The organism is Bacillus paramobilis, assembly GCF_038096195.1.
GTDB classification, from domain to species: domain Bacteria; phylum Bacillota; class Bacilli; order Bacillales; family Bacillaceae_G; genus Bacillus_A; species Bacillus_A mobilis.
On the sequence record NZ_CP151108.1, the window covers coordinates 1,646,226 to 1,671,370 of the forward strand.

A 25,145-nucleotide genomic window follows, 5' to 3' on the forward strand; every position below is an offset into this window, starting at 1 on the left:
GAGAAAATATAGGATAGTCTTGTTTACTTAGAAAATTCAGAATGGTAAAATAATATATAAATCGTTGTATGAAAATGGTGAGTTCATTGTATATGAAATGTAAGATCCAAACAGAGCCTCTTTCTTGTTAAAATTGGCGAAACGCTTCATACTATGGTAATGTTTATAAGGATAAAGCAATATGCTTTAGGGTAGGACAAAAAGAAATGTTAAAAGGGAATGTCTATTTGTGTGTGGGGAAGACTTCATTTTTATAAATGATTAGATTGACTACTCAAGTTTCAAAGGACAAGTTATCTCTCAAGCTATCTAACCATTTTTGAAGTGAGTCTAAGCGCATTAAAATGGGCTATAGAGTGTGTATAGTTAAGGGTGAAAGGAGATTACCGATGAACGAGCAACAACGATTAGCAAATCAACAAGCAAATTCCTCTACGAAAAAAGAAGAGAAAGATTATAGTAAATACTTTGAAAGTGTATACCAACCACCTTCCTTAAAAGATGCGAAAAAACGAGGGAAAGAAGAAGTTAAAATTGAACGGGATTTTGGCTTACCTGAAGAGTTTCGCAACTTTGGCACAGGAAGAAAGTTCTATATTCGTACATATGGTTGTCAAATGAATGAGCATGATACGGAAGTAATGGCGGGTATTTTCACTGCACTTGGATATGAACCAACCTTTTCAACTGAAGATGCAGATGTAGTGTTATTAAATACTTGTGCCATTCGTGAAAATGCTGAAAATAAAGTGTTCGGTGAACTAGGTCATTTAAAGTCATTAAAACGAAGAAATCCGGACCTTTTAATTGGTGTATGTGGTTGTATGTCGCAAGAAGAATCTGTTGTAAATAAAATTATGCAAAAAAATCAGCATGTAGATATGGTGTTTGGAACGCATAATATTCATAGATTACCGTACATTCTAAAGGATGCAATGTTCTCGAAGGAGACGGTAGTTGAAGTTTGGTCAAAAGAAGGGGATGTAATTGAAAACCTTCCGAAAGTACGCCGTGGTGATATTAAAGCTTGGGTAAATATTATGTATGGCTGTGATAAGTTTTGTACATATTGTATCGTACCGTATACACGTGGAAAAGAGCGAAGCAGACGTCCAGAAGACATTATCCAAGAGATTCGCCATTTAGCTGCGAATGGCTATAAAGAAATTACGTTACTTGGACAGAACGTAAATGCATATGGTAAAGACTTTGAAGATTTTGAATACGGACTTGGCGATTTAATGGACGAACTCCGTAAAGTTGATATTGCCCGTATTCGTTTTACAACGAGCCATCCACGCGATTTCGATGATCACTTAATTGAAGTGCTTGGAAAAGGTGGAAACTTAGTAGAACATATTCACTTACCGGTTCAATCTGGAAGCACAGAAATGTTGAAAATTATGGCACGTAAATATTCACGTGAGCATTATTTAGAGCTTGTAAGAAAAATTAAAGAAGCAATTCCAAACGCGGTATTAACGACTGATATTATCGTCGGTTTCCCAAATGAAACTGATGAGCAATTTGAAGAAACGATGTCGTTATATCGTGAAGTAGGATTTGATACTGCCTTTACCTTTATTTATTCTCCGCGCGAAGGTACACCAGCTGCAAAAATGAAAGATAATGTACCGATGGAAGTGAAGAAAGAACGTCTTCAACGCTTAAATACATTAGTAAATAAATTGGCAATTGAAAAGAATGATCGTTATAAAGGCCAAATTGTAGAAGTGTTAGTTGATGGGGAAAGTAAGAATAACGCGGAAGTACTTGCAGGTTATACTCGTACGAATAAACTTGTAAACTTCGTTGCGCCAAAATCTTTAATTGGTCAGCTTGTGAAAGTAAAAGTAACGGATGCGAAAACTTGGTCTCTTAACGGAGAATTAGTTGAAGAGCCGATTGAGGTGGAATAATTGATGAAAGTATATACGAAAGATGACATTGTTGAGCAAGCGAAAGAATTAGCAAAAATGATTTCTGAAACAGAAGAAGTTGATTTCTTTAAGAAAGCAGAGGCGCAAATTCATAAAAATGAAAATGTAAAGCGTGCAATTGATGAAATTAAAGCACTGCAAAAGCAAGCAGTAAACTTGCAACATTACGGGAAATGGGAAGCTTTGAAAAAAGTAGAAGCTGAAATTGATGCATTGCAAGATAAGTTGGATAGTATCCCAGTTGTACAAGAATTTAAATCTTCACAAACATATGTAAATGACTTACTACAGTTAGTTGCCAGTACGATTTCTAACAACGTAACAGATGAAATATTAATTTCAACTAATGGTGATGTATTGAAGGGTGAAACAGGCGCAGAGGTAGAAAGTAAAAAAGGAAATTGTGGTTGTTAAAGAGATGTCGAATTGACATCTCTTTTTTTAGTTGGTTAAACGTAAGTTCTTCTCGAAAAAAGAATGACACATTCCGCTATTGTCACGCATATGATTAAGTGAATAGTGATTGAGGAGGGTTACGAATGTCCGAATTTAGAGAGATTATTACAAAAGCAGTGGTTGGAAAAGGACGTAAGTATACAAAGTCAACGCATACATGTGAATCGAATAATGAGCCAACAAGTATTTTAGGGTGCTGGGTAATTAACCACTCGTACGAAGCAAGAAAGAATGGAAAGCATGTGGAAATTGAAGGTTTCTATGATGTGAACACTTGGTATTCGTTTGATGGTAATACAAAGACAGAAGTTGTGACAGAACGTGTGAACTACACGGATGAAGTGAGTATCGGGTATCGTGATAAAAACTTTTCTGGTGATGATTTAGAAATTATTGCTCGTGTCATTCAGCCACCAAATTGTTTAGAAGCTCTTGTATCACCAAATGGTAATAAAATTGTTGTGACTGTAGAACGTGAATTTGTAACAGAAGTAGTTGGAGAAACGAAAATTTGTGTAAGTGTAAATCCTGAAGGTTGTGTAGAATCAGACGAAGATTTCCAAATCGATGATGATGAGTTTGAAGAATTAGATCCGAACTTTATCGTTGACGCAGAAGAAGAGTAATAGAAAGCTAGGGAGAAGTTCTTCCTAGCTTTTTACTTTACATAAGTAGTGCTTGAATGAACATGATTCCTTATGAAATGTGCTATAATGAAGAAAGACTCCTGAAATAGGAGATATGGATGTCCGTGAAGTGTGACATATATGAATATAGATTATTATGTAAGAATTATGGAGGATAAGTATGACGCAATATACGCCTATGATACAGCAATATTTAAAGGTTAAGGCAGACTATCAAGATGCCTTTTTATTTTTTCGCTTAGGCGACTTTTATGAAATGTTCTTTGAGGATGCGGTTAAAGCAGCTCATGAACTTGAAATTACATTAACGAGCCGAGATGGTGGTAGTAGCGATCGTATACCGATGTGCGGTGTACCGCATCATGCGGCTAAAAACTATATTGAACAACTTGTTGAAAAAGGATATAAAGTAGCGGTTTGTGAGCAAGTGGAAGATCCAAAAACAGCTAAAGGTGTAGTGCGCCGTGAAGTCGTACAACTCATTACGCCAGGAACGATGATGGAAGGGCGTACTATTGATGAGAAAGAAAATAACTTCTTAGCAGCATTAACACATTTTGAAGATGGATCGTATGCTTTAGCTTGTAATGATTTAACGACTGGACAAAATACAGTAACGTTGTTAACAGGTTCAGTAGAAGATATTTTATTAGAAGTGTATGCAACTGGTTCAAAAGAAATTGTTGTAGATTCTACATTTTCGAAAGATGAATTAAATAAATTAACTGAAACATTAAAAATGACGATTTCGTATGAAGATGCAACAACTATTCCAGAAGGGCTAGAACATCTTGTGAAAAATGTTTCACAAGCAAAGTTAATTAAAGCAATTGGTCGCTTATTTAACTATGTAATAAGAACACAAAAACGTTCGTTAGATCACTTGCAACCAGTTGAAATTTATTATACGAACCAGTTTATGAAAATTGATGTGCATTCAAAGCGAAATTTAGAGCTGACAGAAACACTTCGAACGAAAGAAAAAACAGGATCATTATTATGGCTATTAGATAAAACGAAAACAGCTATGGGTGGTCGTATGTTAAAACAGTGGATGGAACGTCCACTTATTCAGAAAGAAAAAGTTGAAGAGCGTTTAGAAATGGTTGAAACGTTTGTAAATGATTACTTCTTACGTGAAGATTTAAAAGAAAAGTTAAAAGAAGTATATGATTTAGAACGTTTAGCAGGGAAAGTTGCATTTGGTAATGTGAATGCACGGGATTTATTACAGTTAAGACGATCTTTACTTCAAGTACCAGCTATTTTAGAAGCGATTAGTTTGTTAGATAATGCTTATGCAGCAAGGTTAATTCAAGGTGCGGATCCATGTGAGAGTTTAACTGAATTACTAGGAAGAAGTATTCAAGAAAACCCACCGCTTTCTATTAAAGATGGAGATATTATTAAAGACGGTTATAATGACAAGCTGGATCAATATCGTTACGTTAGTAAAAACGGAAAAACGTGGATCGCTGAGCTTGAAAAACGAGAGCGTGATATTACAGGAGTTAAATCATTAAAAATCGGGTACAACCGTATTTTCGGTTATTACATTGAAGTAACGAAAGCGAACCTTGCAGCATTACCAGAAGGTCGCTATGAGCGTAAACAAACGCTTGCTAATGCTGAACGTTTCATAACAGATGAGCTGAAAGAAAAAGAAACGTTAATCTTAGAAGCAGAAGAAAAAATTGTACAATTAGAATACGATTTATTTACAGCGCTTCGCGAAGAAGTCAAAGTATTCATTCCGAAATTACAGCATTTAGCGAAAGTAATTAGTGAACTAGACGTACTGCAAAGTTTTGCGACAGTTAGTGAAGAAGAACAGTTTGTAAAACCTGTTTTAACAACTAAGCGCGAAATCTTTATTAAAGATGGTCGTCATCCTGTCGTTGAAAAAGTATTGAACGGGAAATTGTATGTACCGAATGATTGTATTATGCCAGAGAAGATGGATGTCTTTTTAATTACAGGACCGAACATGTCTGGTAAAAGTACGTATATGAGACAATTAGCACTTGTAACTGTTATGTCGCAAATCGGTTGTTTCGTACCAGCAACTGAAGCAGTATTACCTGTATTTGATCAAATCTTTACGAGAATTGGTGCAGCGGATGATTTAATTTCAGGTCAAAGTACATTTATGGTCGAAATGCTAGAAGCGAAAAATGCCATTGCAAATGCATCAGAAAGAAGTTTAATTTTATTCGATGAAATTGGACGCGGTACATCTACGTATGATGGTATGGCACTTGCGCAAGCAATCATTGAACATATTCATGACCAAATTGGGGCAAAAACGTTATTCTCTACGCATTATCATGAATTGACGGTGTTAGAAGAAAGTTTAGATCAACTGAAGAATGTACACGTTTCAGCTATTGAAGAGAACGGAAAAGTAGTATTCCTTCATAAAATTCAAGATGGAGCAGCTGATAAAAGTTACGGAATTCACGTGGCGCAACTTGCGGAGCTCCCAGATAGCTTAATCGCTCGTGCGAAAGAAGTGTTAGCACAACTAGAAGGACAAGAAGAAATTATTATTCCAAAGCGTGTAGAAGTGAAAGCGCAAGAGCAAGAAGTAATTCCAGAACCTGTAGTTGTAAAAGAAGAACCAGTAGAAAGAGAAGAAACGAAGGTAGAGACTGAAGAAGAATCGCAACTATCATTCTTTGGTGGAGAACAGTCTTCGAAAAAACAAGACAAGCCAGTTTTAGATGCAAAAGAAACGGCAGTACTTACGCAAATTAAAAAAATTGATTTACTTGATATGACACCTTTAGAAGCGATGAACGAACTGTATCGCTTGCAGAAAAAGTTAAAGAAAGGATGAGTAAGTAGATGGGGAAAATTCGCAAACTCGATGACCAACTCTCTAACTTAATTGCGGCAGGGGAAGTAGTAGAACGCCCTGCCTCAGTCGTAAAAGAACTTGTGGAAAATTCTATCGATGCGAATAGTACATCTATTGAAATCCACTTAGAAGAAGCTGGTTTATCAAAAATTCGCATCATTGATAATGGGGATGGCATTGCAGAAGAAGATTGTATTGTAGCTTTTGAACGACATGCAACGAGCAAAATTAAAGATGAGAACGATCTGTTTCGCATTAGAACACTCGGGTTCCGTGGTGAGGCATTGCCGAGTATTGCCTCAGTTAGTGAATTAGAATTAATTACTAGCACAGGTGATGCGCCTGGTACGCACCTTATTATTAAAGGTGGAGACATTATAAAGCAGGAGAAAACAGCGAGCCGAAAAGGAACAGATATTACAGTACAAAACTTATTCTTTAATACACCAGCGCGTCTTAAATATATGAAAACCATTCATACAGAGCTTGGGAATATTACAGATATCGTGTATCGTATCGCAATGTCACACCCAGAAGTATCGTTAAAGTTGTTTCATAATGAAAAGAAATTGCTTCACACATCAGGAAATGGTGATGTAAGACAAGTACTTGCATCGATTTACAGCATTCAAGTTGCGAAGAAGCTTATTCCAATTGAAGCGGAATCTTTAGATTTCACAATTAAAGGTTATGTAACATTACCAGAAGTAACGAGAGCATCTCGAAATTATATGTCAACGATCGTAAATGGTCGCTATGTTCGAAATTTCGTATTAATGAAAGCCGTTCAGCAAGGATACCATACCTTATTGCCAGTCGGACGATATCCAATCGGCTTCTTATCGATTGAAATGGATCCGATGCTTGTTGACGTTAACGTACATCCTGCGAAATTAGAAGTTCGTTTTAGTAAAGAACAAGAATTGTTAAAGCTTATCGAAGAAACATTGCAAGCAGCATTTAAAAAAATACAGCTCATCCCAGATGCAGGTGTGACAACGAAGAAAAAAGAAAAAGATGAAAGTGTGCAAGAACAGTTCCAGTTTGAGCATGCGAAGCCGAAAGAGCCATCTATGCCGGACATCATTTTACCGACGGGCATGGATGAAAAACGAGAAGAACCACTGGCAGTGAAACAGCCAGCACAACTGTGGCAACCGCCGAAGCAAGAATGGCAACCACCACAGTCGCTCGTAAGGGAAGAACAAAGTTGGCAGCCATCTACTAAATCGATAATGGAAGAACCAATTCGAGAAGAGAAATCGTGGAACAGTAACGATGAAGACTTTGAATTAGAGGAATTGGAAGAAGAAGTTCAGGAAATAGAAGAGATTGAAATGAACGGTAATGACTTACCACCGCTTTATCCAATTGGACAAATGCATGGAACATATATTTTCGCTCAAAATGATAAAGGCTTATATATGATTGACCAGCATGCCGCGCAGGAACGTATTAATTATGAATACTTCCGTGATAAAGTAGGAAGGGTAGCGCAAGAAGTACAAGAATTACTTGTACCATACCGTATCGATTTATCTCTTACTGAATTTTTACGTGTCGAAGAGCAACTAGAAGAACTGAAAAAAGTTGGACTGTTCCTAGAGCAATTCGGTCATCAATCCTTTATCGTCCGCTCACATCCAACGTGGTTCCCAAAAGGACAAGAAACAGAAATTATCGACGAAATGATGGAACAAGTCGTCAAACTAAAAAAAGTTGATATTAAAAAACTGCGTGAAGAAGCAGCCATCATGATGAGTTGTAAAGCATCCATTAAAGCAAATCAATATTTAACGAACGATCAAATATTTGCTTTACTGGAAGAACTTCGCACAACAACAAACCCATACACATGCCCGCACGGAAGACCAATTCTTGTGCATCATTCTACTTATGAGCTTGAAAAGATGTTTAAGAGGGTTATGTAGGGATACTGACCATAGAGAAAAAATGGTCCCGGTTATTTTAATAAAATATAGAGTGAAATAAAAAGGAGCGATAGTAATAAGTCGCTCCTTTTTAATATAATTCTTTTGCAACTATATTTTAAAAATTCATTTATAAACTAGAAATAACCTATTTGTAATGTATATGTGTTTTCTTATTTTTTTGTAAAGAAAGAGGTTTTAATTTACAGACTTATCAGAATTATGTAAAGTGTAGATAAAATCATAAAATGGGGTGTCCTTTATGTGTACTAGTTTGACATTACAGACAAAAAACGGTCAACATCTTTTTGCAAGAACGATGGATTTTACATTAGATATGAATCAAGAAGTAATAATCATTCCTCGACATTACCAGTGGAATAATATAACTGGTGAAATTATCAATACGAAACATGCTACGGTCGGAATGGGGATTAATCATCACGGAAGGGTCATTATGGCGGACGGAGTAAATGAAGCTGGTATGACATGTGCAACACTCTATTTTCCAGGATTCGCTGCTTATAGTCAAAGCATAGATGACAACAAAACGAATTTGGCTCCATTTGATTTTGTGACTTGGAGTCTCACGCAATTCAATTCAGTCAAAGAGTTAAAGAAATCTGTAGATAGCCTTACCTTTTTGGATATACCATTACCAGATTTAGGACTTACGCCACCACTACATTGGATTTTAGCGGATAAATGGGGAGATTGCATTGTACTGGAGCCGACAAATGAAGGATTAAAAATGTATGATAACCCACTAGGAGTGATGACGAATAGTCCGGAGTTTAATTGGCATTTGCAAAATTTAAGACAATATATAGGCCTTAAATCGCAGCCATTCGCGCCAACTGAGTGGAGTAACTTATCATTAAGTGCTTTTGGTCAGGGTTCAGGATCAATGGGACTTCCAGGGGATTTCACCCCGCCATCAAGGTTTGTGCGGGCAGCATATGGTAAACAAAACATTCAAGGTATAGATAGTGAAGAAGAGGGAGTATCGGCCCTATTTCATATCTTATCAAATTGTGAGGTTCCTAAAGGCGGAGTAATAACAGAAGAAGGTGCATTAGATAATACCATTTATACAAGCGTAATGTGTATGGAGTCCGGAACATATTATTATCATACCTACGATTGTAGACAAATTATAGCCATTCATTTATTTCATGAAAATTTAGATACAGATGAGATTAAAGCATATCCGTTCCAACGGAAACAAAAAATATTTTATGAAAACTAAGTTGTTTTGAAACTGCGTTTGGTAAATTTATAAAATATATATAATAGAGCAATAATGCCTATATAATTCTTGGGTGCTTCTGTAGATTTATGATTCATCATAAATCTACTCCTTTCTTCAATGACTACAACCAGTAAAATTCTGATGGTAGGAGCATTGGCTAAGAAACTTATTTTTTCATTAAACTAGTTTTTATTTCTTCTAGAAGGCTCATCATAGTGCTATTAGGTAAAATAAACATGGACGTACTCCATTTATAAATAGTAAAGAACAAAAAAGGTATGGAAAATATCCATACCTTTTTTGTTCTTCTATTATCTATGTATAAAAAAGCGCTGTATATCAGCACTTTTTAAAAGTACATGAGTTGTATAAGAAAGATTTATATATTACTTATAACTATGCAAGGTCTAATATAGATTTTTATTTGATTAATTGTTATAAGGCTATTTGTTTTTATTATTATTAATTTTTTCCGTATATAACACCTGTTCTTTATAGTGTTTTTTTATTGGGAAAGTATGTGTACCAGAGCCGTTTTTGTATGTTTTATTGATGGGATTTTTTAGCGGGATTGTTGTAGTTTCAGTAAATTCATATGGGTAGTTTATTTTAGATTTATCTTCAAACATGAAAATGCCTCCTTTTAGGATTTCCTGAATTCTTTACTATAACATGATATGCATATAGATTTTTTTTGGACTAGTTATTTATAGAGGTTAATGGAATTTAATTCCGTACTTACTGAAATATTTCAAAGAAAAACAATGTGAGAAATGTATGATAATGATTTTTTTCATTTATTAGTGAAGGGGATTTTGCATATATATTCGTTATAAATTGTTTTTATAATATGGTTTATATAGGTTTTTCCTGATAATATAATGCTGGAGATTATAGTGTTATTAGGTTATTAGGAACATTTAATGCTGTTTCAAAACTGAAAGGGAATTGAAAAAAAACTGAAACTTTTCTCATAAAAATTCAATCTTACTCGAAAAATGAAAGGAAAATGAAATTTTCCAAAAGATATTCTTTGTTAAGATAAAAAGCATACATACAAAAAGTATTGACATATCTTAAAAGTGTATTTTCAAGATATAGTGGGGGAAAAGATGAGAGTAGAAAAACAATTAATAAAAAAGATGTATTATGAAACATTCCTAATGGAGAATGAAACAAAGCCACCTCTTGACGTACTTGGAGAAGTTTATGTAAACGAAGAAAGAAATGAGGTTTCTGATGGATCTTATATTCGTTTTGCACAAGGTGAGTTTTATTATCGCCATCAAGATTTTGAAGCTGCTATTTTTAAATGGGAAAAAGTTAGTAATGAATTAGCACCGTGGGCACAAAAAAATATTGCGGATGCTTATTTTGAACTTAATCAATTAGCAGTTGCTGAAAATGTGTATACTTCTATTACTACTGATAATAAAATATTGATGACCGAAATTGGATTACAATTACTTTCTCTTTACATAGAGCAAAATAATTTTGATTCCGCTTTCTCTGTTATTAAAGAAGCGGTTTCTTTAAATCCCGATTACCCGAACGTCACAAAAATTGCCCGTTCTTTTTATGAGGAGCAGCAAGATTTTGATAGTGCAGTAGAGCTTGCAGTGAATGAGTTAATTCGAACAGAATCTTACCCGTGGTTTGAGGTTTTAAAAGGATATATTGATAAAGGATTCACTAAACATATTTCACCAGATTATTTCTATGAAGTATTAGTTACGTTAAATACTGTAGATCAAGTACAATTTACGCAAATGGTTTCATCACTTTGGAATAGTTATAAAAATGAACAAAATTACTTAGTATGGCTTAATACAATAAATGAATTTTTCTTGCATATTGAAATACATTCGTCCGATATATGGAACAAAATTTCTTCTCTTTACGAAGAAACGTACTTTGAATTAATTAAAGGTCAATATATGCTTAAACAATTGCACGACATCATTCCAAACTTGTTAACAAATTGGTTAAAGGTAGTCAATCCATCTTATGCTGTATTTCCATCAGCAGCTGTATTGGCATGGGATGAGATTTTCCCTTCTAAAATAGATTCAGCAAATATAAAACATGCGGAAAACCTGTTGTTATATTCTATTAATCATGTGAACGGTTTAGAGTATAGTTTGCATCTTTTTGAATCTATTACAGAGTGGGCACAAGAGCATAATATAGAAATGGGTCACCGATTTAGATGGTTAGTTGGCGAACTCGCAGATTTAAGCACAAACCGCATTTTAGTAACAGGAACTTCAGGGAATGGAAAAACTACATTTATTAACTCTATATTAGGAGAAAATATAGTAGAAAAATCAATTTCAAATGTAGTAGTTTTAAAAAATGATGCTCATACAGAAATTAACGCCATAACAGACTCTGCAATTACAACAACGGAAGATGTCTCTGATTACCATAATATGATGTCACAACACCATCAAACATATAGAGATAGAGCGTGTGTGGAATTTAAATTACCATGCAGATTTTTAAGTGAAAATAAACTTACATTTGTAGTTACACCTGGCTTTAATAGAAATAACGATACTAGGGATGAAATATTCGAATATTTAAATTCTGTAGACGAATTACTATTCGTATTGAATGCGGATTCACCTTTTACTGACAAAGAACGTGACATTCTATTAAGCATTCAAGAACATACACCAAATTTACAAATTCATTTCTTATTAAATAAAATCGATAACATATACAGTGAAGCAGAAGTGAAAAGAGTATTATATGATACACAAGCGAGAATAAACACATATTTCCCGCATGCAAGGATTTTCCCTTACTCTTCGTTATATACAAGTAGTCAACAATTAAATGAGTTAACTGAGTTTATTCATTTTAACTCTAATTATAAAAATATCGATGTAGAACGTACTGAAAAGCTATTGTTTTTCATTCGAAAAACAATTACATATCTGTTGGATAAACGCGTTGAGAAAGAAAATAATCTAGCGGATGCGATTAATCGGAATGAAGATATGCTAGTGAAACTAAATGGTAGTATTAATAATCTTACTGCTTTTGAGAAGGAAAAAATTCATTTCATTACACAATCATATCGTACAATGAAAACTGAAATTATGAATGATCTTACTGGAAATATTCCGAAGATATTACAGGGGTGTTCGGATTTAATTAGTGAAGAAAGTGATTTCGGGCACATGGATACGGAATTAAATAAAGTAATGAATGAAAGAGTGCATAAATACTTAGAACAAACGGTATTACCTAATCTTGCTCTTTCTATGCAAAATTGGATTGCGACTTCTAATAATGAGCTCCTTCAAAGTCAATCGTACCTAGAAGAACTTAGTGAAGGACTTAATTCTTTATTTGGAGAAAATAGAATACAGTTAGCATGTGATTTTAAAGTGCTTGATGACTGGCGCAGAGATACGGACAGAATGACGACTAGAATACAAATGGAGGAAGTAAATATTTTACGTCGATTTACGCCAGCACAATTTTTACTGAAAAGTGCCGGTAAATTATTTGGAGTTCTTCCTAAAAACAAAAGTATGCTATATAACAAATATAAACAGTATGTAGAAAATGAAGATTATACCGAGGTAACAGCTTCTATTATGAAGAAATTTTTCTTGCAATTTGAGCTATTTGAAAACACGCAAGAGAGGGATATTCATATATTCTTTAGGAATCCATTTAACTCCTTGAAACAAGCTGTAGAAAACACTCATTTAGAAATAGAAGAAAAACAAGAGATGTTACATAAAATGAAATCAAATCCTGAAGTCTATCATGATTCTATCATGCTCTTTGAATTGAGATTACGTCAATGTGAAGTAATTTTAAATATAGATGAGGATCATACCTATACAGATGTAACTTTAGAAACAAACGTAGAATAAAAGTTCTTATATGACATTGCATCATATGTTATAAGAGAGTAAAAGGGAGCAACTCATTACAGTTGCTCCCTTTTCATATTTAGATTATTTTTCAGTCTCTTTAATTTTAGTTTGTACTTCGCCAGTTTTAATTTTATTACTTTCTGAGAAACGTAATAAATCACCTTCAATGATTTTGTCAGACATTCGTAATTCATTTTGTGCACGGTTAATGAGTGCTTCTGCTTCTTTTTTTTGTAAATCTACAATTTCACCTGTTATGCGGTCATAGTTGTAGTAAAAAATACTTATAGACATCCTAACATATTAAACACTATGATGATGTTACAAAATATCGAACAAATGAAAAGGGAAATGAATAGAGGCTTTTAAACCTGTTGACATTCAATTTGTTAGAATTGAATGTCAATGGTTATGTTAAATATGTATCTCATAAAAACCGGATTCTTTGCGGCAGAATCGTTAGTAAGCTATTACTATGGAAGTTAAAATATTTGATTGCAATCTTAATGAAAGAAATTAAATATGAGATAAATGTTTTCCAACATACAACCCACTTGCAGCAGCTTGAGATAATGAATGAGTGACGCCGGAACAATCTCCAACTAAAAATAGCCCATGCACACTTGTTTCAAAGTGGTTATTGATTTTTATCGTAGGAGCATAGAACTTTCCGTCAATTCCATATAATAAAGTATCTTTATCAATCGGTTCTTGGATGAATTGTTCTAAGCGTAATAGAAATTCTTTAAGTCCTTCAATATACAATGGAGGAATTTCTGTATGCAAATCTCCATAATCTCCTTGTAGTGTAGGTTGTATACGGTTATGTTTCATGCGGTTGTCCGTTGTAGGTTGTTTATTTAGTAAATCCTCTAAGCGCTGAATAACAATCCGATCTCGTCCTCGGTTAATGTTTTTAATAATTGAACTTGCGTATACATTTGCTTCTTTGAGAGTTGAAAAATAGCGCGGGATAAATAAAGTGAAATTTAAGTTAGACGTGCCAGTTCCTTCCTCTCGAAAATTTTGACCGTCAGGCATAACTAAACCTTCTTCATACTTTCTAATAATGCGTCCTTTTGGATTCATACAGTACGTAGTTGCTGTGAAGTGTTCATGCTCATAAGAAAGTTTTGTCTCAAATGTATCTTTTAATATAGAACGCAATTGGTGTTCTTTCATCTCTACTCGAATACCTAAATCTACACGAGTTTGCTCCTGATAAATATTGAGAGAAGTGCACATTTCTTTTAGCCAATCCGCTCCGGAACGTCCAGTTGCAAATACTAGTTGCTTAGATTGAACTGTTCCTTCATTTGTCTCTATTGTAAAATGATCTTTCTGTTTCATAATATGTTGTACATCTATATGAAATTGTATATTTATTTTCGTAAGTAAAAATTCATAGAGTTGCTGAAAAATGTCACTTGAAAGGGTAGTGCCAAGATGCCTTACTTCTGTTGTTAGCATTTGCAAACCACACGCTTCAGCCCTCTTATTGAGAGTTGGATTTTCTGTAGAATATTTTGAAACAGAACTTCCTCCGAACTGACATAGAATTTCATCTACTTCAGCCATCAGTTGTATAAAGCCTTCTTTACCGACTTTTTGCTCAAGTTCTCCGCCAAATCCGTTTGTATAATTAAATTTCCCTTCAGATTTTCCTAAACCACCAAACCCGAAATATTTATCACATGTAGTACAAGTACACGCTTTTCCTTCGTCTAAAGGACAATGACGATCTTCTAGCGCTTTACCTTTATCAAGAATCAAAACCTTTTTGTTACTTTTAGCTAGTGAATAAGCCATAAAAATGCTACTTACTCCAGCGCCGATAATTGTAACATCATACATATTCTTTCACCTGCTAACGAATAGTTTGTTTTTTATTTTTCTAGTGTATAACAATTTTATGAAGTTAAGAAATAGATTTTATTAATAAAGAGGGAGTTTTTGAACCTGATGTTTTTTTAATTTCTCTAAGTGGTGGAGTAAATACAAATGTCTGAAGGAATAGCTTTTTAAGATTACTATGTCATAGGATTAATAAATTATTACATATAAAAAACAGACCTTTTAAGTGAAGAGGTCTGTTAATGATTTCAAATCTTATTTAGCAAACACATGGTTACCAATTACTGCTACTGTTTGGCGTGTCGTAATCCATTTGTCTGTCGATGTTTTCGGATTATAGAAATAAAGCCAATCAGAATGTATTCCATTTGTGGAGATAGCCTCTTCTACTGCCATTTTTGCTTCTGGGCTTGCAGGCTGATTAATTCTTCCATCTGTAACAGGAGTAAAGGCATATCCGTATTTAATAGGTTCATAAATAACGCCTGTTATTGTATTTGGAAAACCTTTTGCGTTTACACGATTTAGTATAACTTTTGCTACAGCCACTTTTCCTTTATAGGATTCGCCACCTGCTTCAGCGGTAACTAAGCGTGCCATTAAGTCTTTTTCTTTTTCTGAAATGCTTGAGTTAATTTTTAGATGTTGTCCTGTATAAAGCTTGTTTCCGACTGTATTGTTAATTTGTTTTATAGATTGAATGGTAACATTGTAACGCTTTGCTATCGTTTCTAATGAATCTCCCTGTTGTACTTGATAAATAATTTGTCCAGAAATGTTCGCAGGTCTGGCGTTTTGACGAACGGTGATTTCATTTGAGTTCGTGGACCCTGGAATATGTAACTGTTCACCAATAAAAGTTTGATCGTTTCCTTTATTATTAGCCTGTTTAATGGATTGTATGGAAACTCCATATTGTTTACTAATGCCCCAAAGTGTATCATTCTTTTTTACTGTATGAATGGTAGAAGCTTCAGCTGTACTTTGATGACATATGAATGTAATTGCTGCTGCAGATATAGGGATTATATGTTTTATTTTTAATAATTTCATTGTAAATCCTCCTAGAAAAAATTAAGGCAAACGGTTGTAGTTTAGAATGTTTACACATAATATTTTAATGTAAGTATATTAGCACATATAAAATAAATAATCATCATAAGTTTTTTATAAATGCAATATAGAGCTTGAATATGAAATATTGCATATAAAAATACATTGAAGTTCATAGTGCTGATTACTATAATCTAATTGGTAGAAAGGTAACTTTATATGTTATAGAAAATAAATTAGTATAGATTAATATAATAATTTATTGTTTATTAATTTGAGGAGTGATGTAATGAATGTATTTAAAAGAATATCTGTTTCAGCTGTAATTATTTCAACATTTTTAGGAATAGGGGACACTGTCAATATTGTAAATGCTGATTCTGTAGAACAGCAGAGTAAATTAGGGATAGAACAAGAAACAGATAAGCAAATCATTGTAAAATTCAATATGGATTTGAAATTACCATATGAAGATGGTATTGAAAAACAGATACAAGCTCAAGCAAGTGATAAAGTACTAGAAGATCTTTTGGTAGAATATCCAGATGTAACATTCAATCGTTTATTCACATCTGTAAGTCCAGAAGAAATACAAGACCTTGAAGTGAAAGCACCTAATAATGTATCTACAAGTTTATTAAACTATTATATTCTTCAAACTCGAAATGGAGAGCAGAAAGAAGAACTAGTAGATAAGTTAAAGACATCTTCTTTAATAGAAGATGTGTATATGAAGAAACAAGAAAAAATTGCGCCACCGGAAGTGCAACTATCAAGTGTAGCTCTTAGTCCTAATAACAATCCTAGATTTAAAAAACAAGGCTATCTTGAAGCGGCACCATACGGTATTAATGCACCTTTCGCCTGGGGAGTTCAAGGTGGTAATGGAAAAGGTATAACTTTTGTTGATATGGAATATGGGTGGCTATTAAATCATGAGGATTTAGTACATCAAAATATTGAGTTAATGTCTGGAAGAAATATAGATCAGCATGTTGGACATGGAACGTCTGTACTAGGGATTGTATCTTCTGAGGATAATGAGGTTGGGAATATTGGGATTGCGCCAAAAGCGAAAGCGAAAGTGATTTCTCAAATAAGAGATAACGGACAGTATAATACAGCTGATGCAATATTAAGTGCTGTAAATCAGTTAGAAGCTGGGGATGTTTTATTATTAGAGGCACAAGCTTCCTTTGATGGATATGGTGATAAATATTTACCTGTTGAAGTACAACCAGATATCTTTGATGCGATTCGTGCTGGTACAGATAAAGGTGTTGTCATTATAGAAGCTGGAGCAAATGGGTGGAATGATTTAGATCAATTTAAAGATAGAAATGGTAAACAAGTCTTGAATCGTAATAGTAAAGATTTTAAAGATTCAGGTGCAATTATGGTAGGCGCGGGTTCTTCATCTTTCCCTCATGAGCGTATGTGGTTTTCAAATTATGGAAGTCGGATTGATGTGTACGGGTGGGGAGAAAATGTAGATACAACTACAGCCGAGCAAAGTCGAAGTGCTGTAAATCTTTATACTTCAAGCTTTAGTGGAACATCTAGTGCTTCACCCATTATCGCAGGAGCAGCGACTTTAGTACAAAGTATTGCTAAAGAAAGTTTAGGACAACCATATAGACCGAGTGAATTAAGAACGATATTAAGTAACCGTAACACTGGAACGAGATCTAAAGATCCATCTTCAGATAAAATTGGTGTTTTACCAGATTTGAAGTCTATACTAGTAGATTTAGGGTATGAACAAAGAGAACCGAACGGTGGGAATGAGTTACAAGTAACAGAAAATGAACCAAATAATGAACCTAGACAGGCAAATAAAGTCTCCTTTCATACACCAATGAAAGGAAAACTAGATAATCGTGATAAGGTAGATGTATTTACTTTCCAAATTGACTCACCAGAAAATATTAATATTTCTCTACTAAATGAACAAAACATTGGAATGACATGGGTACTTCATCATGAATCAGATTTAAACAACTATGTAGCATATGGTGAAAATGAAGGGAATGTAGTTAAAGGAACTTATAATGCAAAGCCAGGAAAATATTATTTATACGTCTATAAATATGAGAATAAAGATGGTTCATATGTATTGAACATAAAATAAGCAAAAGGAACTTCAGATGAAGTTCCTTTAAACTTTTCTAATTCAGTATATGTGAATGATTTTTTAACTTTACTTCTATGCAATATTTCATATTGATGAAATGTTATTTATTTTTTATGAACTAGCTTATATTACATTCAATAAATTTGATATAAAAATAGAAAGAGAGAGAGGGATAATAATGAGCAATAAGAAGTTAATTTTGAAATTATTCATATGTAGTACAATATTTATCACATTTGTATTTGCTTTACATGATAAGCAAGTAGTTGCAGCTAGCTCTGTTAATGAGCTTGAAAATTGGTCAAAATGGATGCAACCTATATCTGATAATATCCCGTTAGCACGAATTTCAATTCCAGGAACACATGATAGTGGTACGTTCAAATTACAAAATCCAATTAAGCAAGTATGGGGAATGACGCAAGAGTATGATTTTCGCTATCAAATGGATCATGGAGCTCGCATTTTTGATATAAGAGGACGTTTAACAGATGATAATACGATAGTTCTTCATCATGGGCCATTATATCTTTATGTAACACTGCATGAATTCATAAATGAAGCGAAACAATTTTTAAAAGATAACCCGAGTGAAACAATTATTATGTCTTTAAAAAAAGAGTATGAGGATATGAAAGGGGCAGAAGATTCATTTAGTAGTACGTTTGAAAAAAAATATTTTGTTGATCCTATCTTTTTAAAAACAGAAGGAAATATAAAACTTGGAGATGCTCGTGGGAAAATTGTACTACTAAAAAGATATAGTGGTAGTAATGAATCTGGAGGATATAATAATTTTTATTGGCCAGATAATGAGACGTTTACGACAACTGTAAATCAAAATGTAAATGTAACAGTACAAGATAAATATAAAGTGAGTTATGATGAGAAAGTAAAATCTATTAAAGATATGATTAATGAAACGATGAATAATAGTGAGGATTTAAATCACCTATATGTTAATTTTACAAGCTTGTCTTCAGGTGGTACAGCATGGAATAGTCCATATTACTATGCCTCTTATATAAATCCTGAAATTGCAAACTATATAAAACAAAAGAGTCCTACAAGAGTAGGTTGGATAATTCAAGACTACATAAATGAAAAGTGGTCACCATTATTGTATCAAGAAGTTATAAGAGCGAATAAGTCATTGATAAAGTGAAACTTTAATTAGTGGGGGTCTTACTGCCCGGCAAATAGCGGGATAAAAGAATAAAGATGATGAGAAAAAGAAGCGATAAAATATATCGCTTCTTTTTATTTTCCAATAACCAACAATAGAAATTGTACTTTTATAATAGAAAAAAATAAAAACATAAGATATAATCATACATATAAAATTTGTACCTATAAATTTTATATGTATCAATGAATTTAATTTGTTGTAATGAAATGGAGGTATATACTATGAGGTTTCCACATGATTTTTTATTTGGAGCTGCTTCAGCTTCTTATCAAGTAGAAGGTGCATGGAATGAAGATGGAAAAGGTGTTACGAATTGGGATGAGTTTTCAAAAATTCCTGGTAAAACATACAATGGAACAAATGGTGATGTAGCTGTGGATCATTATCATCGATATAAGGAAGATGTTCGCTTAATGGCTGAGATGGGATTAGAATCGTATCGTTTTTCAATTTCTTGGGCGAGAATATTGCCGACTGGAGATGGAGAGGTAAATGAAAAAGGGATTGAATTTTATAACAACTTAATTGATGAATGTTTAAAATACGGGATTGTGCCGTTTGTCACTTTATATCATTGGGATTTACCATCACCGTTAGAAAAAGATGGTGGATGGACGAATAAAAGAACAGCAGAGGCTTTCGTAAAATATGCAGAAACTTGTTTTAAGGCATTTGGTGACAGAGTTAAGCATTGGATTACTTTTAATGAGACAGTAATGTTTTGTGGATTAGGTTATTTAAAAGGTGCACATCCACCAGGAATCCAAAATGATGTTCCAAAGTATTTTCAAGCGACTCATTATGTATTTTATGCACATGCGAAAACAGTTGCGGTGTACAAGCAGCTGAAACAATATGGTGAGATTGGGATTACACATGTTTTCTTACCTGCTTATAGTGTGGATGATCAAAAAGAAAATATACGAGCAGCAAATCATGCGAATGAATATGAAACGTATTGGTATTATGATCCAGTTTTAAAAGGTGAGTATCCGTCTTATGTTGTACAACAATTAAAGGAAAAAAGGTGGACTCCTAATTGGACGGTTGAAGAATTAGAAATCATTAAACAAAATGCAGAAGAAAATGATTTTATTGGCTTGAATTATTATCAACCAATACGAGTAGAAAGATACGATATGGATATAAAGAGTGAGGAACATTCTCGAGAAAGCTCAACACTTGCTCCAGGTAACCCTTCTTTTGATGGTTTTTATCGAACAGTTAAAATGGATGATAAAATATATACAAAATGGGGATGGGAAATATCTCCCGAAGGTTTCTTAGATGGATTGCATATGTTGAAAGCGCGTTACGGTGACATAAAGATGTATGTAACGGAAAATGGACTTGGTGATGAAGATCCAATCATTGACGGAGAAATTGTAGATGTTCCGAGAATTAAATTTATTGAAGAGCATTTAAAAATAATGAAGCGTGCAATTGAAGAGGGGATTAATTTAAAAGGTTATTATGCATGGTCAGTGATTGATCTTTTAAGTTGGTTAAATGGATATAAAAAGCAATATGGCTTTATTTTTGTCGATCATAATGATAACTTAAAACGTAAGAAGAAACTTTCGTTTCATTGGTACAAACATGTGATCGAAACGAGAGGGGAAGAGTTATAACAGATAAAAGAGTATTTTAGGAGAAAGTGTATGAGTGCAAAGTATAAACAAATTGCAGATGTGTTAGAGCAAAACATTCGAGATGGGCTTTTTAATGAAACGAAAAAACTACCTACAGAAGAAGCGTTGATGAATCGATTTGAAGTAAGCCGTAATACGATACGTAAAGTAATTAGTCAGCTTGTGAATAGAGGTTATATTTTTCAAGTGCAAGGTAGTGGCATGTTTTTACGCGAAACTTCTGTAACAGATTACATTAATTTAGGAAGTTTACGTGGATTAACGAAAAATCTTGTTTCACAAAATATTGAAACGAAAGTGTTAGAGCTTGAAGTAATAGATGCGGACGAGGAGATAGCAAAGCGGATGCAATGCGAAGCCGGAGCTAGGTTGTATTTTTTGAAGCGCTTAAGAATTGTAGATGCTAAACCATTCTCTATTGAAGTAAGTTATTTCAAAAAGGATATTATTCCATATTTGAACGAAGAAATAGCATTAAGCTCTGTATACAGTTATTTCATTGAAGATTTACGATTAAATATTGGTTTTGCTGATAAAGTTATTAGTTGTGAAAAAGTAAATAAAGAAAATGCACAGCTTTTAGAATTAAATGAAGGTGATCCGGGGCTTCTTATTGAAAATACAGTGTATCTTGTAAATGGAACAATTTTCGAGTTATCTCAATCGATGTTTCATTATGAAAAGACTAAACTTTTAAATCGAATTAATTTTAAATGAAAATTATCGTGTAGAAAAAGCAACTGGTCCTAAGTGATCAGTTGCTTTTTATTTTTAAAGTGGATGAGCAAAAAAACACAAAAGTGGTTGGTCCGTTTTTTGCAAACATCTATTATGATAAGAGAAGAAAGGTAGTATGTTATCAACGTTTTAAAGAGAAAAGTTTTTATGTAAGTTCTTTAATTAAAATAGACGGGTCTTAGAGAGGTGAAAAGACAATGAGTTTTGCAATTTCACTAGTCGTTATTATTGTAATTGTATCGCTGTTTGGGACTGTACTAGTTGCAAGAAACGTGGAGGAGAATTACGGTAAGTCTACAAAAAGAAATGTGAAAAACTTATCTGCAATCTATATTTTTCTTCTTTTTGTTCTACTGGTTGGGGTCACATGGTATGCGGTAATGATTTGATAGTTTGTAAAAGAACTGAAATGAGAGTATGAAGTTGGAATTTCAGAAGCTATCGAGCAATCAGAAAGAGAACAATTTGGGATATATCCATTTACGGATAAGAAAATATGGCTAATTAATACTATTTTTACGGTGAATACTGTTAGTAAAAAATGAGGATAGTTCGTTTTGAAAGGAGGGAACTAGATGGAATGGAAACCAAATCGTGCAGATAAGACACCTGTATATAAACAAATTGCTGATTATATTGAAAGAGGCATTTCTTCAGGTGAATTTCCTTCTGATAGTAAGTTACCTTCTGAGCGTATATTGGCAAAGGAATTACAGGTGAACCGGAGTACAATAGTAGCTGCGTATGAAGAATTAAAATCACTTGGAGTAGTAGAACGGCAAAAGGGAAGCGGAACACGGGTCAATACAGACATATGGGGTGTCTCACATAAACGAATACCGAACTGGGGTAGGTACGTGGAGGATGGATCGTTCTTACCTAACGTACCACTCGTTCAACAAATTCGAACGGAAACACAAAAGGATGATTTAATTAATTTAGCAAGTGGTGAACTGTCACCAGAATTAATTCCGAGTGATAGATTTCGAACAATTTTGTCGGAGAAAACATTTATGGAAAACCTCGGCTATGACCATCCACTCGGAAATGAGATGTTGAGAAAAACAATTGCAGCACATGTTCAGCAATATAAACAAATTGAAGCAGATTCAAGCTCTATTCTTATTACATCTGGAGCACAACAGGCGCTTAATCTTATCGTTCAATGTTTATTAAAACCTGGCGATGCAATTGCAATTGAAGATCCGTCGTATTGTTTTTCATTGCCGATGTTTAAATCCGCGGGCTTACAAATATTCCATCTACCTGTTGATCAGCATGGAATGAATCCAGATGATTTAATTGATTTGCATAAAAAGCATCGTATTCGCATGGTATTTCTGAATCCAGATTATCAAAATCCAACAGGTACTGTGCTTTCATTAGCGAGACGTAAAAAGATTTTAGAACTGTCTTCTGAGTTCGGTATACCAATTGTAGAAGATGATCCGTATAGTTTAATTTCTTTTAATGGAGAAGTGAACCCGACATTAAAATCAATGGACCAAAATGGAAATGTTCTTTATATAAGTTCATTATCAAAAATTGTTGCATCAGGATTACGTATTGGATGGATAATTGGTCCGACACGCGTAATTGAGCGTTTAGCAGATGCAAAGCAACAAGTTGATTTTGGCCATAGTGTATTTACGCAGTGGGTAGCAAATCAATTTTTGGAATCAAAGGATTTTCATACACATATTACGATACTTCGTGGACAATTGAAGCAAAGAAGAGATGAATTAATTGCAGAGCTTGAAGAAACATTGGGAGACCGAGTTGAATGTTTCGTGCCAGAGGGTGGAATACATGTATGGTGTAAAGTGAAAGGAAAGTTTGATGAATATCACTTATTAGGTGAATCTATACGGAATGGTGTCGCATTTGTTCCGGGCAGTGTTTTAGGTTCGAAAAATGAATATATACGATTTACGTTTGGTAGAGCGAATATAGAACAAATTCAACTTGGAATTAAACGGTTTGCCGACACGTTAAATGAGATTTCATAATATGGATGTGTGATAGTGAAATGAGGGAAAGAAATGAAGTACGTGACGCTTTTACTTCAAGTAGGCGTGCTATATATATTTAGCTTAGTGGGTACGTGGATTCAGGAAATATTCCATCTATCAATACCGGGAAGTTTAATAGGGATGTTAATACTGTTCCTGCTCCTTTCCACTCGCGTTTTACCGTTAAAATGGTTTGAGTTAGGTGCGGAAAAGTTAATCGTATTTTTACCATTATTTTTAATCCCTTCGACAACAGGGCTGATGGAATACGGGTCTTTTCTTTTCAGTAAGGGAATTGTTATATTCCTTTTAGTAGTTGTGAGCACGGTAGTAACTTTGATTATTTCAGGGTATATAAGTCAATTATTAGTAACATCAAAAAAATAAAATCGACAAGGTGCAAGATGCAAATGGTCTTAATTATTATTACTATAGTAATGTATGTATTGGCGACAAAGTTATATAAAAAAATTCCATTTCCTTTTACGTTACCGGTGCTAACAGTTACAGCAAGTATGATTTGCTTATTTTTGATTTTTGGTATTTCTCATCATGAGTATAGAGCAAATGGGGGAGATATTCTTTCCGGTTTATTGAGTCCTGCAATTGTAGCGTTAGCGATACCTTTATTTAAAGAGCGAAAAATACTTAAGAAAAACTTTTTGTCAATACTTATCAGCGTAGCAGTAGGTATAGTGGCTTTAACGAGTATGAATGTAGTGATTGGCGGGATGTTAAATATAGATAAGGAACTCATATTAACGACACTGCCGCAATTAGCGACGATGCCTATCGCCATTTCATTAGCGGATCAAATTGGTGGTATTCCATCTATGACTTCTAGTTTCGTAGTAGTTGCAGGAATAACAGGTGCTATGATCGGACCGACAGTACTGAAGTTTTTCCGAATAACAAGTACGATTGGAAAAGGAGTGGGGATGGGATGCGCATCACATATTATCGGTGTGAGCCGCCTCGTGAAGGAAGGCGAGAAAGAGGCGACAATCGGTTCGGTGACGATGATTGTAACTGGAATACTCATTAGTATACTCATACCGTATGGAACGAAATTTATTTTTTAAATGTAATGGAGATGATGAAAATGACAACATGGTTTATAGTTACTTTATTTATTTTTGGGGCTCTTAAAGTACTAGTTTCTAGTATGCCAACTTCTGTTGTAGAATCAATTATTAGTAGATTTGAATTGCATCAAAAACTTGAGGAAGAGAATACCTCTATATCGGTAGATGGAAAAAATATAGAGGGAGAAATGAAACTACAAGTTATTCATGAATTTAATGAAGCTTTATTTTTAGATAAACATTATTTCCCACCGCACGGGGAAGGAACACCGATCGTTATTAACACGAAGAAGGGGAACAAAGAGATTAGGTTTTCTCTATATAGCTATGAGGAACATGTTGATGTAATCAAGCAATATAAGAAGAAAATCGTTGCCTACCGTTTACGTTCAAAAAGTCTTCAAAACCCTGCATCACTAGCAATAACCGAAGAGTACGCTTAA

19 protein-coding genes and 1 pseudogene are annotated in these 25,145 nt (G+C 34.0%); 16 read left to right on the forward strand and 4 right to left on the reverse strand.

Features of this window, described 5'->3' with window-relative positions:
* Positions 1 to 389 precede the first annotated feature (389 nt).
* The 6 genes from miaB to AABL52_RS08665 all read left to right on the forward strand — a co-directional run bounded on the left by miaB (position 390) and on the right by AABL52_RS08665 (position 9,083).
* Positions 390 to 1,919: a tRNA (N6-isopentenyl adenosine(37)-C2)-methylthiotransferase MiaB gene (gene miaB, locus AABL52_RS08640; protein WP_098238540.1), complete on the forward strand. Its 1,530-nt coding sequence runs from the start codon at positions 390 to 392 to the stop codon at positions 1,917 to 1,919.
* Between the two features lie 3 nt (positions 1,920 to 1,922).
* Entirely contained in the window at positions 1,923 to 2,354 is a 432-nt protein-coding gene (locus AABL52_RS08645) for a RicAFT regulatory complex protein RicA family protein (RefSeq protein ID WP_000870464.1), read from the forward strand.
* 125 nt (positions 2,355 to 2,479) lie between these two features.
* Positions 2,480 to 3,022, forward strand: a complete 543-nt coding sequence (gene cotE, locus AABL52_RS08650; protein WP_001288800.1) for an outer spore coat protein CotE — start codon at positions 2,480 to 2,482, stop codon at positions 3,020 to 3,022.
* A 181-nt stretch (positions 3,023 to 3,203) separates the two neighbouring features.
* Positions 3,204 to 5,882, forward strand: a complete 2,679-nt coding sequence (mutS, locus tag AABL52_RS08655) for a DNA mismatch repair protein MutS (protein ID WP_341519163.1) — start codon at positions 3,204 to 3,206, stop codon at positions 5,880 to 5,882.
* Positions 5,883 to 5,890: 8 nt separating this feature from the next.
* The gene (gene mutL, locus AABL52_RS08660) at positions 5,891 to 7,834 is read left to right on the forward strand and encodes a DNA mismatch repair endonuclease MutL (protein ID WP_341519164.1); all 1,944 of its coding nucleotides are present in this window, start codon (positions 5,891 to 5,893) and stop codon (positions 7,832 to 7,834) included.
* Between the two features lie 262 nt (positions 7,835 to 8,096).
* The gene (locus tag AABL52_RS08665) at positions 8,097 to 9,083 is read left to right on the forward strand and encodes a choloylglycine hydrolase family protein (protein WP_340421355.1); all 987 of its coding nucleotides are present in this window, start codon (positions 8,097 to 8,099) and stop codon (positions 9,081 to 9,083) included.
* 446 nt (positions 9,084 to 9,529) lie between these two features.
* On the opposite strand, the gene AABL52_RS08670 is transcribed toward AABL52_RS08665, so the two are convergent.
* A complete protein-coding gene (locus tag AABL52_RS08670) occupies positions 9,530 to 9,715 on the reverse strand; it encodes a hypothetical protein (protein WP_000461131.1) in 186 nt (61 codons plus the stop codon).
* Between the two features lie 483 nt (positions 9,716 to 10,198).
* Between AABL52_RS08670 and AABL52_RS08675 the strand changes: the two genes are divergently transcribed.
* Positions 10,199 to 12,982, forward strand: coding sequence for a dynamin family protein (locus tag AABL52_RS08675; RefSeq protein ID WP_341519165.1), 2,784 nt, complete (start codon positions 10,199 to 10,201; stop codon positions 12,980 to 12,982).
* Positions 12,983 to 13,066: 84 nt separating this feature from the next.
* Here AABL52_RS08675 and AABL52_RS08680 read toward each other — a convergent pair.
* The 3 genes and pseudogenes from AABL52_RS08680 to AABL52_RS08690 all read right to left on the reverse strand — a co-directional run.
* Positions 13,067 to 13,252, reverse strand: a pseudogene (locus AABL52_RS08680) (hypothetical protein); the annotation flags it as partial.
* A 249-nt stretch (positions 13,253 to 13,501) separates the two neighbouring features.
* Positions 13,502 to 14,839 (reverse strand): NAD(P)/FAD-dependent oxidoreductase, encoded by a 1,338-nt coding sequence (locus AABL52_RS08685; protein WP_341519166.1) that lies wholly within the window; start codon positions 14,837 to 14,839, stop codon positions 13,502 to 13,504.
* A 255-nt stretch (positions 14,840 to 15,094) separates the two neighbouring features.
* Positions 15,095 to 15,892, reverse strand: a complete 798-nt coding sequence (locus AABL52_RS08690; RefSeq protein WP_341519167.1) for a cell wall hydrolase — start codon at positions 15,890 to 15,892, stop codon at positions 15,095 to 15,097.
* Between the two features lie 289 nt (positions 15,893 to 16,181).
* Here AABL52_RS08690 and AABL52_RS08695 point away from each other — a divergent pair, with 289 nt between their 5' ends.
* The 9 genes from AABL52_RS08695 to AABL52_RS08735 all read left to right on the forward strand — a co-directional run bounded on the left by AABL52_RS08695 (position 16,182) and on the right by AABL52_RS08735 (position 25,145).
* Positions 16,182 to 18,023 (forward strand): S8 family peptidase, encoded by a 1,842-nt coding sequence (locus AABL52_RS08695; protein WP_341519168.1) that lies wholly within the window; start codon positions 16,182 to 16,184, stop codon positions 18,021 to 18,023.
* 181 nt (positions 18,024 to 18,204) lie between these two features.
* Entirely contained in the window at positions 18,205 to 19,191 is a 987-nt protein-coding gene (gene plcA, locus AABL52_RS08700) for a phosphatidylinositol diacylglycerol-lyase (protein WP_341519169.1), read from the forward strand.
* A gap of 245 nt (positions 19,192 to 19,436) precedes the next feature.
* The gene (locus AABL52_RS08705; protein WP_341519170.1) at positions 19,437 to 20,846 is read left to right on the forward strand and encodes a GH1 family beta-glucosidase; all 1,410 of its coding nucleotides are present in this window, start codon (positions 19,437 to 19,439) and stop codon (positions 20,844 to 20,846) included.
* A gap of 30 nt (positions 20,847 to 20,876) precedes the next feature.
* Positions 20,877 to 21,584, forward strand: a complete 708-nt coding sequence (locus AABL52_RS08710) for a GntR family transcriptional regulator (protein WP_341519171.1) — start codon at positions 20,877 to 20,879, stop codon at positions 21,582 to 21,584.
* A gap of 218 nt (positions 21,585 to 21,802) precedes the next feature.
* Positions 21,803 to 21,994, forward strand: coding sequence for a hypothetical protein (locus tag AABL52_RS08715; RefSeq protein WP_000006456.1), 192 nt, complete (start codon positions 21,803 to 21,805; stop codon positions 21,992 to 21,994).
* Between the two features lie 186 nt (positions 21,995 to 22,180).
* The gene (locus tag AABL52_RS08720) at positions 22,181 to 23,614 is read left to right on the forward strand and encodes a PLP-dependent aminotransferase family protein (RefSeq protein ID WP_341519172.1); all 1,434 of its coding nucleotides are present in this window, start codon (positions 22,181 to 22,183) and stop codon (positions 23,612 to 23,614) included.
* A 33-nt stretch (positions 23,615 to 23,647) separates the two neighbouring features.
* A complete protein-coding gene (locus tag AABL52_RS08725; protein WP_097844240.1) occupies positions 23,648 to 24,004 on the forward strand; it encodes a CidA/LrgA family holin-like protein in 357 nt (118 codons plus the stop codon).
* A gap of 23 nt (positions 24,005 to 24,027) precedes the next feature.
* Positions 24,028 to 24,699 (forward strand): LrgB family protein, encoded by a 672-nt coding sequence (locus AABL52_RS08730; RefSeq protein WP_341519173.1) that lies wholly within the window; start codon positions 24,028 to 24,030, stop codon positions 24,697 to 24,699.
* Between the two features lie 20 nt (positions 24,700 to 24,719).
* The gene (locus AABL52_RS08735) at positions 24,720 to 25,145 is read left to right on the forward strand and encodes a YfmQ family protein (RefSeq protein WP_097844242.1); all 426 of its coding nucleotides are present in this window, start codon (positions 24,720 to 24,722) and stop codon (positions 25,143 to 25,145) included.